Here is a 13,548-nt window from a genome sequence, read left to right on the forward strand (position 1 = left end):
TCACTCGGCCGCGATCACCGTGATCTCGGGCCACAGCGTCTTCCAGCGTGCCGCCTTCGCCACGTAATTGGCCGCGGAAAAATTCGGCGCCCGATTGGGTCGCACGATCAGCTTCGCCACGTCGTCGAACCCGTGCGGCGCGTAGACGTCGAAATCCCCACCGGCAGGGCGAATGCCCAATTGCGTATTCTCCGTGAGGAAGCGGTCGATACCGTCGGTCGCGCGCATCAAGGGCGGATAGGGCAGACCGTGCTTGCCGGGATACCAAAGATGCACCCGCGCCTGGTTGCGGATTTCGACCTTGGGACTGAGATGCGCGAGCTGCGCGTGCAGCTTGCGGATCACCGCATCTTCCGCCTCCCATGAGGTGTCGGAATCGAAATAGAACACGTCGTAATCGGCGATGCCGTGATCGATCGGGCGGCCCGTGAGCACGTTCCACACCGTCTGCACCAGGCAGCCCGCGACGAGCCACGCATCCGGCAGCGCGAGGCGATGGAGTTCATCGAGGATCGCTGCGTTGAACGGATTTCGCAGGGCGAGACCCAGAAATTCGTCGCGGATCATTACTGTTGCGCTCCCTCTCCTGCGTGCAGGAGAGGAGTGAAGACATTCCGGCCTTCAATGCACGGCGGTGAAAAACCGTGCCATGCGAAATCCGGACAGCCAGGTCCACACCGGCTGGCCCCGGATGCCGAGATCCCAGGATCCGAGCACGGCATCCGCGCGGCCGACCAGATTGTCGATCGGCAGCATGCCGACGCCGCCGGAGCGCAAGGGCACGCGGCTGTCGGCGGAGTTGTCGCGGTTGTCGCCGAGCACGAAGAGATGGCCGGCCGGCACCGTCACTTCCTGCGTATTGTCGAGCGGACCGTTGTCGCGCATCTTGAAGATCAGATGCGAGACGCCGTTCGGCAGTGTCTCGACATAGCGATAGGCGGGTTCGCTGCCGCCATTGTCGTCCTCGGCGGCGCCAACGCCGTCCGGCTTCAGCTCGGCGGGGCGGTCGTTGACGAAGAGCTGGCCCTGGCGCAGCTGGATGCGGTCGCCGGGCAGGCCCACGACGCGCTTGACCCAGGCCTGCGAGCGGTCGCCGGGCCAGCGGAAGACCACGACGTCGCCCTGCTTCGGTGTCTCCGCGAACACGCGGCCGCTCTCGGGCAGGTTGATCTGGATCGGCAGCGACGAGGTGCCGTAGCCGTAGGGGAATTTCGAGGCGATCAAGGCGTCGCCGATCAACAGTGTCGGCTCCATCGACCCCGACGGCACGTAGAACGGCTCGGCCAGCGCACCCTTGGCGATGAACACCGCCGCGACGATGCCTGCGAGCTGCACGAGCTGGCCGCCCCAGCCGCTGCTCTTCCGCTTGGTGGTGACAGTTATCTTCTCGACACTCATCCGCCTGTTCCACCCACCGTAATGCGTTCCATCAACAGCGACGGCTGGCCGACGCCGACCGGCACGCCCTGACCGTTCTTGCCGCAGGTGCCGATGCCGGTATCGAGCGCGAGGTCGTTGCCGATCATGCGGATGCGATGCAGGTCGGTCGGCCCGTTGCCGATCAGCATGGCGCCCTTCAGGGGCGCACCGATCTTGCCGTTCTCGATCTTGTAGGCCTCGGTGCACTGAAACACGTATTTGCCCGAGGTGATGTCGACCTGGCCGCCGCCGAAATTCGCGGCGAAGACGCCGTTCTTCACCGAGGCGAGGATCTCGGCCGGATCACGGTCGCCCGCGAGCATGTAGGTGTTGGTCATGCGCGGCATCGGCACATGGGCATAGCCCTGGCGGCGGCCGTTGCCGGTCGGTTTCATGTTCATCAGGCGCGCGTTCTGACGGTCCTGCATGTAGCCGACCAGGACGCCGTCCTCGATCAGCACGGTGCGGTTGGTCGGCGTGCCCTCGTCGTCGATCGACAGCGAGCCGCGGCGCGAGGCAATGGTGCCGTCGTCGACCACGGTGACGCCCTTGGCCGCGACCTGCTGACCCATCAGGCCGGCAAACGCAGACGTCTTCTTGCGGTTGAAGTCACCTTCGAGGCCATGGCCGACCGCCTCATGCAGCATTACGCCGGGCCAGCCGGCCCCGAGCACGACGTCCATCTCGCCGGCGGGGGCGGGAACCGATTCCAGATTGACCAGGGCCTCGCGCAGCGCGCCATCGGCGGCGTCGCGCCAATTCTTGCTTTCGATGAATTCGGCGTAGCCGGCGCGGCCGCCATAGCCCTTGCTGCCGCTCTCCTGGCGGTCGCCCTGACCGGCGACGACGGAGACGTTGACGCGCACGAGCGGGCGGATGTCGCGATAGCTCTCGCCGTCGGGCCGCAGGATCTCGACCACCTGCCAGGTCGCGCCCAGGCTGACGCTGACCTGCCGCACCCGCGGATCCTTGTCGCGCAGATAGGCGTCGATCTCGGCGAGCAGCTTGACCTTGGTCTCGAAGCCGGGGGCATCGAGCGGATTGTCGTCACTATAAAGCCGCACGTTGGTATGCGCTGGAGGCGCGGCGAAGCTGCCGGAATAACCACCGCGCACCGCCGCGACCGCGTCCGCAGCGCGAATCAGCGCCGGCAGCGACACGTCGGAGGAATGCGCATAGCCGACGGCGTCGTCCTTGACGGCGCGCAGGCCAAAACCCTGCGAGGTGTCGTAGGTCGCCTGCTTCAGCCGTCCATTGTCGAACATCAGCGCTTCGGTCTGGCTGTATTCGAGGAACAATTCGCCGTCGTCGGCACCGGCAAGCCCGCGCGCGAGCTCGTTGCGAACCTGGTCGCGGTCGAGATTGGCGCGGTCGAGCAGGGAGGTTGTGGCAGGGTTGGTCATGCGTCCGTCCATTATCGGGGGATGTGAGGCAAGATAATGGTTTCCCGGCAGTTCCGCGAGGGCGCCAAGTCTCACATTACGGAAACAATAGGATTCGCGGGTCTAACCGCCCTTCACCCTACGGCAGCTTGTCATATCCCTCGCCGAGCCCGTTCAGGCTGAGCGGGAAGCCGATGCCTTCTTCCGGGGTCTCGAAGATGATGAAGGTCGCGGTCTTGGCGGTGCGGAGCTGGCCGAGCAGCTTGTCGTCCATCACGACCTCGGCGACGCAGCCATTGGGCAGGCAGCGGACAAAGCCGGCACGGCCGACATCCTGGTTGTCGAGCTTGAGGCCGAGGCCGGAGGGCAGGAGAACGCCGAGGGGGGCGACCACCCGCATCAGGCGGCTCTTCTGGTCGGCGGTCTTGAGAACGATCACGGTCAGGCCGGCGTTGGAGCGGTCTTCGGCCACCACGCTCTGGATCAGGGCGCATTGCTCGGACTGGGCGCCCGGCGGGGTGTCGCAGCGGATCTGCCAGTCGCCATGGACGGAGCGCACCGCGCCCTGCGCATGGGCGAGGCCCGGAAGCGCCAGGACGGCGACCGCCGCCAGCAGGGCAACCAGCATCGTGAGGCTGCCAGCCTGGCTTTTAGCTCGCCTTGCCATGGATCTCGAAAACCCCATCGGGTCGGTCCCTCTGCTCGCCTGGGTCGCTCGCGCCGGGCGGACTGATACGGGAATGACGGCGTCTTGGAGGCGATTCGCAAGCAAATTCCACGCCGCCACGGCCGCCGTCGCCCGCACGAATCAGGTTCCTGTGCGGCTGTCTGCCAGTGCCTACCGCGGGCAATTCCGCTGTCAAGCCGCAGCATCCCGGGAAATGGTAATTTTGTCTGATGTTACTAGGAAATATCTTGCGGGTGATGGCTGACAGACGAGGCTCAAGACTGCATTGCGATAGATCAAGAATTATGGTTTGAGAGGCTTGATTTCGGCGTTCTAGCGATCTGGCCCCAATTCCTCTTAGAGGTATTCTTGCGCGGCGGTTTGTCAGACGGGGGGATCGAATAAAGCGTTTCCCGAAAATAGGGGAATGCACTTGGGGTGATTTCGTTAGGGGAGCGCGAACGGCATGAAGATGTCGATGGGCCCGGTGGGCCGGCACTTGCTGGGATTGGCCGTGGCGGGTCTGACGCTGGCGACGGGCGGCGCGGCATTTGCCGAGCTCGGGCAACCGGCTGCGTGGGAGTGGACTCTTCAGCAGTCCGCGTCCCCGGTGATGGACAACATCGTCTGGTTCCACAATTTCCTGTTCGTGCTGATCACGCTGATCACGCTGTTCGTTCTGGCGCTGCTCGTGATCGTGGTCGTGAAGTTCAACGCGAGAGCCAATCCGGTGCCGTCGCGGACCACGCACAACACGCTGATCGAGGTGGCGTGGACGCTCGTTCCGGTGCTGATTCTGGTCGGTATCTCGGTGCCGTCGTTCCGCCTCCTGTTCCTCGAGCTCGACGTGCCGAAAGCGGATCTGACCATCAAGGCGACCGGCAAGCAGTGGTACTGGTCCTACGCCTATCCGGATAACGGCAAGTTCGAGTTCGACTCGCTGATGGCCCAGGACAAGCAGCCCCGTCTGCTCGGCGTCGACAACGAGATGGTGGTGCCCGTCAACAAGGTGGTCCGGGTTCAGGTGACCGGGGCCGACGTGATTCATGCCTTTGCTCTGCCGGCCTTCGGCGTCAAGATCGACGCCATTCCGGGTCGGCTCAACGAGACCTGGTTCAAGGCCACCAAGACCGGCATGTTCTACGGCCAGTGCTCGGAATTGTGCGGCAAGGACCACGCCTTCATGCCGATCGCCATCCGCGTGGTGAGCGACCAGGAGTTCGCCTCCTGGGTCGAGACCGCGAAGAAGAAGTACGCGAGCGGCGGCACCAGCACCTACGCCTCCACGGCCGGCCCGACGCAGTAAGCGCCGGGTGACGGGGTCGAGGAAACTGAAAGCGACATAAGGCGGGACCTCCAGAGGTCCGATCGGGACGCAAGGCAGGATTAGAAAATGGCAACGAGCGCAGCGGCACACGGCGATCACGCGCAAGACCACGGACATGACGAGCACGCCCATCCGACCGGATGGCGGCGCTACGTCTATTCGACCAACCACAAGGACATCGGCACGATGTACCTGATCTTCGCGGTCATCGCCGGCGTCATCGGCGCCGCGATGTCGATCGCGATCCGTGCCGAGCTGATGTATCCGGGCGTGCAGATCTTCCACGAGACGCACACCTACAATGTGTTCGTGACCTCCCATGGTCTGATCATGATCTTCTTCATGGTCATGCCTGCGATGATCGGCGGCTTCGGCAACTGGTTCGTGCCGCTGATGATCGGCGCGCCCGACATGGCGTTCCCGCGCATGAACAACATCTCGTTCTGGCTGCTGCCGGCGTCGTTCGCGCTCCTGCTGATGTCGACCTTCGTCGAGGGCGAGCCGGGCGCCAACGGCGTCGGCGCCGGCTGGACCATGTACGCGCCGCTGTCGAGCTCGGGCCATCCGGGCCCGGCCGTCGACTTCGCGATCCTGTCGCTGCATCTGGCGGGCGCCTCGTCGATCCTCGGCGCTATCAACTTCATCACCACCATCTTCAACATGCGCGCGCCGGGCATGACCCTGCACAAGATGCCGCTGTTCGTGTGGTCGATCCTGGTGACGGTGTTCCTGCTGCTGTTGTCGCTGCCGGTGCTCGCCGGTGCGATCACGATGCTGCTCACTGACCGCAATTTCGGCACGACGTTCTTCAACCCCGAAGGCGGCGGCGATCCCGTGCTGTTCCAGCATCTGTTCTGGTTCTTCGGTCACCCCGAAGTGTACATCCTGATCCTGCCCGCCTTCGGCATGGTCAGCCAGATCGTCTCGACCTTCTCGCGTAAGCCCGTGTTCGGCTATCTCGGCATGGCCTACGCCATGGTCGCGATCGGCGGCATCGGCTTCGTGGTGTGGGCGCACCACATGTACACGGTCGGCATGTCCTCGGCGACGCAGGCCTATTTCGTCGCCGCCACGATGGTCATCGCGGTCCCGACCGGCGTGAAGATCTTCTCGTGGATCGCCACGATGTGGGGCGGCTCGATCGAGTTCCGCGCGCCGATGATCTGGGCGGTGGGGTTCATCTTCCTGTTCACCGTCGGCGGCGTCACTGGCGTGGTGCTGGCCAATGCCGGCGTCGACCGCGTGCTGCAGGAGACCTACTACGTCGTCGCGCACTTCCACTACGTGCTCTCACTCGGCGCGGTGTTCGGAATCTTCGCCGGCTGGTACTACTGGTTCCCGAAGATGTCGGGCTACATGTACAATGAAGGGCTCGCCAAGGCGCACTTCTGGGTCACCTTCATCGGCGTGAACCTGGTGTTCTTCCCGCAGCACTTCCTCGGTCTGTCGGGCATGCCGCGGCGCTATGTCGATTATCCCGACGCGTTCGCGGGCTGGAACCTGGTCTCGTCGGTCGGCTCCTACATCTCCGGCTTCGGCGTGCTGATCTTCCTCTATTGCGTGATCGACGCCTTCGCGAAGAAGGTGCCGGCTGGCGACAATCCGTGGGGTGCAGGTGCGACCACGCTGGAGTGGACGCTGCCCTCGCCGCCGCCCTTCCACCAGTTCGAAGTGCTGCCCCGCGTGCAGTAAGCCAACGCTCGCGGCGCCCGTGACGGGCGCCGCGGCTCGACAAAGAAGCGAGTCAATCTAGTGTCCGTCCTCGACCACAATGCCGTCGACATCAATCCCCGCATCTCCGAAGCGGAGGTTGGCGATTACATCGCGCTACTGAAGCCGCGGGTGATGTCGCTGGTGATCTTCACCGCGCTGGTCGGAATGGCCATGGCACCCGGGCATTTCCACCCGGTGCTGGCCTTCACCTCGCTGCTCTGCATCGCCGTCGGCGCCGGCGCGTCCGGGGCGCTCAACATGGCGCTCGAAGGCGACATCGACGCCAAGATGTCGCGCACGGCGAACCGGCCGATTCCGCGCGGCCGCATCACCCGTCCCGAGGCGATGACCTTCGGCATGACGCTCGCCTTCTTCTCGGTGATGACGCTCGGCATCCTCGTCAACTGGATCGCGGGCGCGCTGCTCGCCTTCACCATCTTCTTCTACGTCGTGATCTACACGATCGGCCTGAAGCGCTGGACCGCGCAGAACATCGTGATCGGCGGTGCCGCCGGCGCGCTGCCGCCGGTGGTGGCCTGGGCCGCGGTCACAGGCACGGTCGACGTCGAGCCTCTGCTGCTGTTCGCCATCATCTTCTTCTGGACCCCGCCGCACTTCTGGGCGCTGGCGCTGTTCCGCTCCGACGACTACGCGCGCGCCGGCATTCCGATGCTGCCCAACGTCGCCGGTCCCGACGCGACGCGGCTTCAGATCCTGCTCTATACCATCGTGCTGATCGCAGTCGCGGCTGCGCCCTGGGCGCTCGGCTATTTCGACGCCATCTACGGCATCGTCTCGCTTATCCTCGGCGCCGGCATGCTGGCGTTCGCCATCAATGTCTATGTGCGCCGCGAGCGCAGCCAATCGCTGCGGGCGACCCGCAAGCTGTTCGCGTTCTCCATCCTTTATCTGTTTGCGCTGTTTGCGACCTTGCTGGCCGAGGTCGTGTTCCGGGCGCTTGCGCCGATGGTAGGGGGCGCATGATCGCAGGAATGGCCGACAAACCCGAGATAGATGGAATCGTCCTCACCGAGGCGCAGAAGAAGAGCCGTCGTCAGCGCTCGATCGCGATCGCGCTCGCGCTCGGCGTGCTCGTGGTGCTGTTCTTCGCCGTGACCATGGTCAAGGGGCCGGCCGTGCTCGTCCGGCCGATGTAGGAAACATGGATCAGAAGCCGATCATATCGCGGGATCAGAGCCGGACGGCCACCAAAGGCCGCAGGCCTGCCAAGGGGCTTGGCCGCGACGTGGTGGTCGCCTCGATCTGCGGCGGCGTGGTCGCGCTGATGGTCGGCGCCTCCTACGCGGCGGTGCCGTTCTACAACTGGTTCTGTCGCGCCACCGGCTTCAACGGCACGACCCAGGTCGCGACCTCGGCGCCGGCCGGCGGCCCGATCGCACGGAAGATCGCGGTGCGTTTCGATTCCAACGTTGCGCCCGGCCTGCCCTGGAAGTTCGAACCGGAGCAGAGCGAGATCGAGGTCAATATCGGCCAGGTCGTGACCGTCTTCTACACGGTGACCAACCAGGCCGCGCGGACCACCGCAGGCCAGGCCGCCTACAATGTCGCGCCGCTGACGGTCGGATCCTATTTCCAGAAGATCAACTGCTTCTGCTTCACCGAGCAGACCATGGCGCCCGGCGAGAAGCGCGAGATGCCGGTCGTGTTCTACGTCGATCCGTCGATTGCCGACGACCACGAGAACGACGGTCTCAATACGATCACGCTGTCCTACACGTTCTATCCGGTGAAGGATTCGGTGGTGAAGCCGCTCGCGGCCAGCGAAGACGACAAACGCAAGGGAAATCTCTGATCTCCGGGCTCACGCGCCGGGGTTGGAATAAGGGGATAAGTGCCTGACAGGCACGGGATTGAGGAGCGAGACCGCAAATGGCAACGGCGCACACCAAGCATCACGACTACCATCTGGTCGATCCCTCGCCATGGCCCGTCGTCGGCTCCATCTCCGCCTTCATCATGGCGGTCGGCGCGATCACCTGGATGCACCACATGTTCTCGGCTGCGCCGATCATCTTCGGTGTCGGCACCGTCGGTGTGCTCTACACCATGGCGAGCTGGTGGGGCGATGTGATCAGGGAAGCCCAGTACAAGGGCGATCACACCCGCGTGGTGCAGCTGCATCACCGCTACGGCATGATCCTGTTCATCGCCTCGGAGGTGATGTTCTTCGTCGCCTGGTTCTGGGCCTATTTCAACGCGGCGCTCTTCCCGGCCGACGCCGTCCACGCCACCCGCGATGCGGTGTTCGGCTGTGGTCTCGGGACGGCAGCCGGCGCCTGCGCCGTGCCGGGCACCTGGCCTCCGCACGGCATCGAGACCTTCGATCCCTGGCATCTTCCGCTCCTGAACACGCTGATCCTGCTCACCTCCGGCACCACGGTGACCTGGGCCCATCATGCGCTGCTCGAGAACGATCGCCAGGGCCTGAAATATGGCCTGATCCTCACCGTCGTGCTCGGGGCGCTCTTCACCTGCGTGCAGGCCTATGAGTACAGCCACGCGGCCTTCTCCTTCGGCGGCAACGTCTACGGCGCGACCTTCTTCATGGCGACCGGCTTCCACGGTTTCCATGTGCTGGTCGGCACCATCTTCCTGCTGGTGTGCCTGTTCCGCGCCTATGCCGGCCACTTCACGCCGACCCAGCATCTCGGCTTCGAGTTCGCCGCCTGGTACTGGCACTTCGTCGACGTGGTCTGGCTGTTCCTGTTCCTCTGCATCTATGTCTGGGGACACGGCGCCGAGACCATGGCCCACGGCGCGCACTAAGCGGGCTGACTTCGGATCGAGAAAGGGCGGCCTCCGGGGCCGCCCTTTCGCTTTTTTGCGCGCAGGGGTTTCGGCAGAAACTGTGATAGACCCTGTCATCATGAACGAAGCCGCCGATACGTCCGAGCCGCAAGCCACCGTCCTGCAGAGCGCGCTGCGCGGGCTTGCCTGCAAATGCCCGCGCTGCGGCCAAGGCAAGCTCTATGCGGGCTTCCTGACGCTAGCGCCGTCCTGCGAGCGTTGCGGCCTCGACTATGCCTTCATCGATTCCGGTGACGGTCCGGCGATCTTCATCATCATGCTGGCCGGCGCGATCGTGGTCGGCTGCGCGCTCGTCGTCGAAGTCAAGTACCAGCCGCCGTACTGGCTGCACGCGGTGTTGTGGCTGCCGCTGATCCTCGCGACGACCCTGCTGCCGTTGCGCGCGATGAAGTCGCTGCTGATCGCGCTGCAATTCCACCATAAGGCGGCGCCGGGCCGGCTGGTCGACCGCGCGAAATGAACGAGACCGCGCGCAAGCCCCGCGTGGCCGGCTTCGCGCTGTTCACGCTATTCCTGACCGCGGTCTGTATCGTGCTCGGTGTCTGGCAATTGCAGCGCCGCATCGCCAAGCACGAGCTGATCGCCGCACTGACCGAGCGCCTCGCGGAGGCACCGGTCGCTCTGCCGCCGCCGGCACGATGGGCCGCGCTAAGTCCCGCGCGCGATGAATTCCGCCGCGTCAGCTTTACCGCGATCTATGCGCCCTTGCCCGACGCGATGGTCTATTCCCCCGGCTCCGCCGTGCGCAAGGACGCGTCGGGCCCCGGCACCTGGGCGTTCCTGCCGGCGCGGCTGCCGAGCGGCGAGACGGTGGTGATCGATGCGGGCTTCGTCGAAAACACCATGCAGGATCGCAGCGTCGAGGATCGCGCGGTCAAGAAGCTCGTCACGGGGCAGGAGGTCTCGTTTACCGGTTATCTGCGCTTTCCCGAGGCGCCTGGCTGGCTGACTCCGGCGGAGAACCGCGACAAGCGGCTGTGGTTCGTGCGCGATCACGTGGCGATCGCGAGCGCGCTGGGCTGGGGCGCGGTTGCGCCGTTCTATGTCGACCTTGAGCAGCCGGCGCCCGAGAACGGCATTCCGCGGCCGGGACCGCTCGACGTGCATCTCAAGGACGATCACCTGCAATACGCCATCACCTGGTTCACGCTTGCAGGCGCCGTGCTCATCGCCTTCGCCGTGTGGGCAAGAGGGCGGCGGCGGGGCTGAGCTCCGTAGATCCACCTAGGGAACCCGGTATCGCCCGGGGTTTACCATTCAGCGCACATTCACGAGTGTGGTCCTAAGCCGCCATCGTTTTTTCGCGGCAGACAGGATTGCAGCGTGAGCGATTTCGACCAGATGGGAATTGTCGTCGACTGGGTGGATGCCTGCAGGAAGGGCGACCTCGCGACGCTTCTCGACCTCTACGCGGACGATGCCCAGGTCGAATGCACGTGCAACGGCACGCAGCACTATCGCGGCCGGAGCGAGCTCGAAGCCTATTGGCAGCCGCGGCTCAGCGCTTTCTCGTCGGCCGGTTTCGGGCTGGAGGAAATCCATCCTGCGCCCCACGGCATCGATCTCGAATATTCCGTCGCCGGCGCGCTGCGCATCCGCGCCTCGTTTTGCTTCAGCCCGGACGGCAAGATCCGCGCCACGCTGTGCGAACCGGCGCGACAGAACGCGCAGCTTGGCTGTGCTTGCTAGAGACTCCAGATTGTTGTTTTGACGCGTTTTCTTCACGCGAACCGGTATCCACCTCGCGAAAACGCTAGCCGGTGACCGGCGCCTCGCGCGCCGGTCCGGCGGGAAGGCGGCAGCGCACATAGGTCCAGTCGTCCACGCGCAGCAGTGACAGCGATCCGCTGAGTGCGCGCACGCGCTCATGCATGCCGGTCAGGCCGCGACCGAACAAATTGCCTTCGGGGAAGCCGCCACCGTCGTCGGAAATCTCGATGACGACCGCCTCGCCGGCGAAGGTCGCCTGCACATGGGCATTGCTGGCGCCGGCATGACGCAACACGTTGGTCAGCGCCTCCTGAATCACGCGATAGACGGTTTGAGCCAGCGGCCCGTCGATCGCGTTGAGATCCGGATCGATCGTGTCCGTCAGGTCGAGTGACGGCGCCTGCTTGCGGAAATTCCGGAGCAGCGTCTGCACGGTGGTCTCCAGACCCAATTCCTCGATGTAGAGCGGTCGCAACCGGTCGAGGATGCGGCGGTTGGTCTGCTGGAGCGCCTCGACCGATTGCAACACATCCTGCGCCGAACTGCCGGGATTTCCCGCCGGAGGCGAGGCGTCGGCCAATGCGATCGTGCCGGCGCGGATGCTGAACAGCAGCGGACCGAGTTCGTCGTGCAGTTCGCGCGCGAGATCGCGCCGCTCGTCGTCCTGGAGCGACACCAGGCGGTGCAGCAGGTCGCGATTGTCCTGGCTCAATTGCGCCAGCGTTTCGGCCAGCGCGTTGGCCTCCTCGCAGCTTTGCCGGATTTCCGGCGGTCCTCCGACCGGGATCGGCGTGGCGTAGTCGCCGCGCCGCATCCGCGTGAGCCCTTCGCCGAGATATTGCAGCGGGCGCAGGGCCGATCCCGCGAAAACATAGGCAATGGTGCCGGTGAGCACCATCAGCACGGCAACGAGGCTGGTCAGCGCGAGAAAGCCGATCCATTTCTCGAACAGGTCGGCCGACAGGTCCGGCCGGAAGACGAGATCGCCGACACGTTTTTCGCCGATCGTCACCGGAGCTGCCGCCTCCATGTCCGGAATGGTGAGCAGGTCGACAAACCATTGCGGGACGCCATGCGGCTTGCGCGGGCCGTCCCTCGCTGAGGACGCGGGACCCATCTCCGCGGCACGGAATTGGATATCAGAGGAGTTGTCCAGAGAATGGACAAAGGCGTCGAGCGTCTGCCGCGGATTGTTCGAGGTGCGCAGGGCGTTGTTGAGCGCGGCGGCAACGGTCTGGATCGAACGCCGCCCCGGCTCGTTCTCGTCCGCCAATTGGTCGGTCGCGAAGATCTGGAGCAGCACGCCGCTCATGATCAGCGCGGCGAGGAAGCTCAGGCCGAGCGGCAGAAACAGTTGGGTTCGGAACGAGAGGCGTTGCCACATTAGGTCAATTCTAACGCGCATCGGTCGGATTTGCTCTTTCCATTTGTTCCCGTCGGTTTATGAGTCGAAAAACTAGAGAGTTACAATGCAAGATACTGCCAAGCCGGCGACCCGCGTCCTGATTGTCGACGACCATCCCGTGGTCCTGTCCGGTTGCCGCACCCTGTTCGCCTCCGACCATTCGATCCGGATCGACGAGGCGACCGACGCCAAATCCGGGCATCGCGCCTATGTCAGCAAGCGGCCCGACGTCACTGTGATCGACATCAGCCTGCCCGACGTCTCCGGCTTTGAACTGATGCGGCGCATTCGCAAGGACGATCCCGCCGCCAAGATCATCATGTTCAGCATGAACGACGATCCGGCCTTCGTGGTGCGGGCGGTCGAGCTGGGCGCGCAGGGCTACGTCTCCAAGGGCGACGATCCCCGGATCCTGCTCAAGGCGGTGCGCAAGGTCATTGCGGGCGACAATTTCATCTCACCGCAGCTCGCGGAAGCCGTGACGTTTTCCGGCGCGGCGATCAAGGCCAATCCCGCCTCGCAGATGACGCCGCGGGAGCTCGAGATTCTCCGCCTGCTGGGGCGAGGCGACAAGATCGTCGAGGTCGCCGAGGCGCTCGGTATCTCTTACAAGACCGTCGCCAACACCACCTCCCTGCTCAAGCAGAAGCTCGGTGCCAAGAACCATTCCGACCTGATCCGGATCGCGGTGGAAATCGGGATGAACTGACGCCCGGGGCGCCGAACCGGCTGCTCCAGGATGCTGCCGGTTCGGCGGGCGGACCGGTCTCGGCGCTCAGCCGGGCAATGCATGGATAGCGCCGACACCATCCGCCGACACAATGAGCGCAGCCGTCGTTCGTTCCCGAACGGTCTGTCGCTCGGGATATAATGGCAATGTGCGATGCGATGCCGCTGGCGAATGCTTGTCCGAGCCGAAACCTGTCGGGAAAAACAGGAACATTTTCTCACACATCCCGTTTTGTCCCTTGACGATGTCGTGACAGCCGACGAAAGCTTGCGCGAACAGTTTTTGCGGGTCGGTGACCCCAAGAGGCCAAACCGGTCTGCACACAACGACAGACCTTCCAAGAGAGGGCTGCGGCATTGCCGCAGC

Annotated in this window: 16 protein-coding genes; 10 read left to right on the plus strand and 6 right to left on the minus strand. The window is 64.5% G+C overall.

Going from position 1 to position 13,548, the window contains the following annotated elements:
- The 4 genes from IVB48_RS30610 to IVB48_RS30625 all read right to left on the minus strand — a co-directional run bounded on the left by IVB48_RS30610 (position 1) and on the right by IVB48_RS30625 (position 3,486).
- Positions 1-567: a nucleotidyltransferase family protein gene (locus IVB48_RS30610; protein WP_247405965.1), complete on the minus strand. Its 567-nt coding sequence runs from the start codon at positions 565-567 to the stop codon at positions 1-3.
- 54 nt (positions 568-621) lie between these two features.
- Positions 622-1,398, minus strand: coding sequence for a signal peptidase I (gene lepB / locus IVB48_RS30615; protein WP_018460010.1), 777 nt, complete (start codon positions 1,396-1,398; stop codon positions 622-624).
- Positions 1,395-2,822: a metalloprotease TldD gene (gene tldD, locus IVB48_RS30620; RefSeq protein WP_027570031.1), complete on the minus strand. Its 1,428-nt coding sequence runs from the start codon at positions 2,820-2,822 to the stop codon at positions 1,395-1,397. The genes lepB and tldD overlap by 4 nt, the downstream gene beginning before the upstream one ends.
- Before the next feature lie 118 nt (positions 2,823-2,940).
- Positions 2,941-3,486, minus strand: a complete 546-nt coding sequence (locus IVB48_RS30625) for an invasion associated locus B family protein (RefSeq protein ID WP_247405968.1) — start codon at positions 3,484-3,486, stop codon at positions 2,941-2,943.
- 448 nt (positions 3,487-3,934) lie between these two features.
- Here IVB48_RS30625 and coxB point away from each other — a divergent pair, with 448 nt between their 5' ends.
- From coxB to IVB48_RS30670, 9 genes are all read left to right on the plus strand, one after another.
- On the plus strand, positions 3,935-4,774 hold the full coding sequence (gene coxB / locus IVB48_RS30630; RefSeq protein WP_247362964.1) for a cytochrome c oxidase subunit II: 840 nt from the start codon (positions 3,935-3,937) through the stop codon (positions 4,772-4,774).
- Between the two features lie 87 nt (positions 4,775-4,861).
- Positions 4,862-6,487, plus strand: a complete 1,626-nt coding sequence (gene ctaD, locus IVB48_RS30635; RefSeq protein ID WP_007605061.1) for a cytochrome c oxidase subunit I — start codon at positions 4,862-4,864, stop codon at positions 6,485-6,487.
- A 60-nt stretch (positions 6,488-6,547) separates the two neighbouring features.
- Positions 6,548-7,492: a heme o synthase gene (locus IVB48_RS30640; RefSeq protein WP_027570034.1), complete on the plus strand. Its 945-nt coding sequence runs from the start codon at positions 6,548-6,550 to the stop codon at positions 7,490-7,492.
- The gene (locus tag IVB48_RS30645; RefSeq protein WP_007599435.1) at positions 7,489-7,665 is read left to right on the plus strand and encodes a hypothetical protein; all 177 of its coding nucleotides are present in this window, start codon (positions 7,489-7,491) and stop codon (positions 7,663-7,665) included. The genes IVB48_RS30640 and IVB48_RS30645 overlap by 4 nt, the downstream gene beginning before the upstream one ends.
- A 5-nt stretch (positions 7,666-7,670) precedes the next feature.
- Positions 7,671-8,321: a cytochrome c oxidase assembly protein gene (locus tag IVB48_RS30650; RefSeq protein WP_247405971.1), complete on the plus strand. Its 651-nt coding sequence runs from the start codon at positions 7,671-7,673 to the stop codon at positions 8,319-8,321.
- Positions 8,322-8,398: 77 nt separating this feature from the next.
- Positions 8,399-9,295: a cytochrome c oxidase subunit 3 gene (locus tag IVB48_RS30655; RefSeq protein ID WP_007599437.1), complete on the plus strand. Its 897-nt coding sequence runs from the start codon at positions 8,399-8,401 to the stop codon at positions 9,293-9,295.
- A 100-nt stretch (positions 9,296-9,395) separates the two neighbouring features.
- Positions 9,396-9,797, plus strand: coding sequence for a DUF983 domain-containing protein (locus IVB48_RS30660; RefSeq protein WP_027570036.1), 402 nt, complete (start codon positions 9,396-9,398; stop codon positions 9,795-9,797).
- Entirely contained in the window at positions 9,794-10,546 is a 753-nt protein-coding gene (locus IVB48_RS30665) for an SURF1 family protein (RefSeq protein ID WP_247405974.1), read from the plus strand. Before IVB48_RS30660 ends, IVB48_RS30665 begins: the two co-directional genes overlap by 4 nt.
- Positions 10,547-10,660: 114 nt before the next feature.
- Positions 10,661-11,026, plus strand: coding sequence for a nuclear transport factor 2 family protein (locus IVB48_RS30670; protein WP_027515278.1), 366 nt, complete (start codon positions 10,661-10,663; stop codon positions 11,024-11,026).
- Between the two features lie 64 nt (positions 11,027-11,090).
- Here the strand turns inward: IVB48_RS30670 and IVB48_RS30675 are convergent, their stop codons facing one another.
- Positions 11,091-12,431 (minus strand): histidine kinase, encoded by a 1,341-nt coding sequence (locus IVB48_RS30675; RefSeq protein WP_247405976.1) that lies wholly within the window; start codon positions 12,429-12,431, stop codon positions 11,091-11,093.
- A gap of 85 nt (positions 12,432-12,516) precedes the next feature.
- Between IVB48_RS30675 and IVB48_RS30680 the strand changes: the two genes are divergently transcribed.
- Complete coding sequence (locus tag IVB48_RS30680) at positions 12,517-13,161, plus strand: response regulator transcription factor (RefSeq protein WP_247405979.1); 645 nt, start codon at positions 12,517-12,519, stop codon at positions 13,159-13,161.
- 66 nt (positions 13,162-13,227) lie between these two features.
- Here the strand turns inward: IVB48_RS30680 and IVB48_RS30685 are convergent, their stop codons facing one another.
- Positions 13,228-13,539, minus strand: a complete 312-nt coding sequence (locus IVB48_RS30685) for a hypothetical protein (protein WP_247405982.1) — start codon at positions 13,537-13,539, stop codon at positions 13,228-13,230.
- Positions 13,540-13,548: the final 9 nt, after the last annotated feature.

The sequence above is a fragment of the Bradyrhizobium sp. 76 genome (assembly GCF_023073025.1).
GTDB lineage: Bacteria > Pseudomonadota > Alphaproteobacteria > Rhizobiales > Xanthobacteraceae > Bradyrhizobium.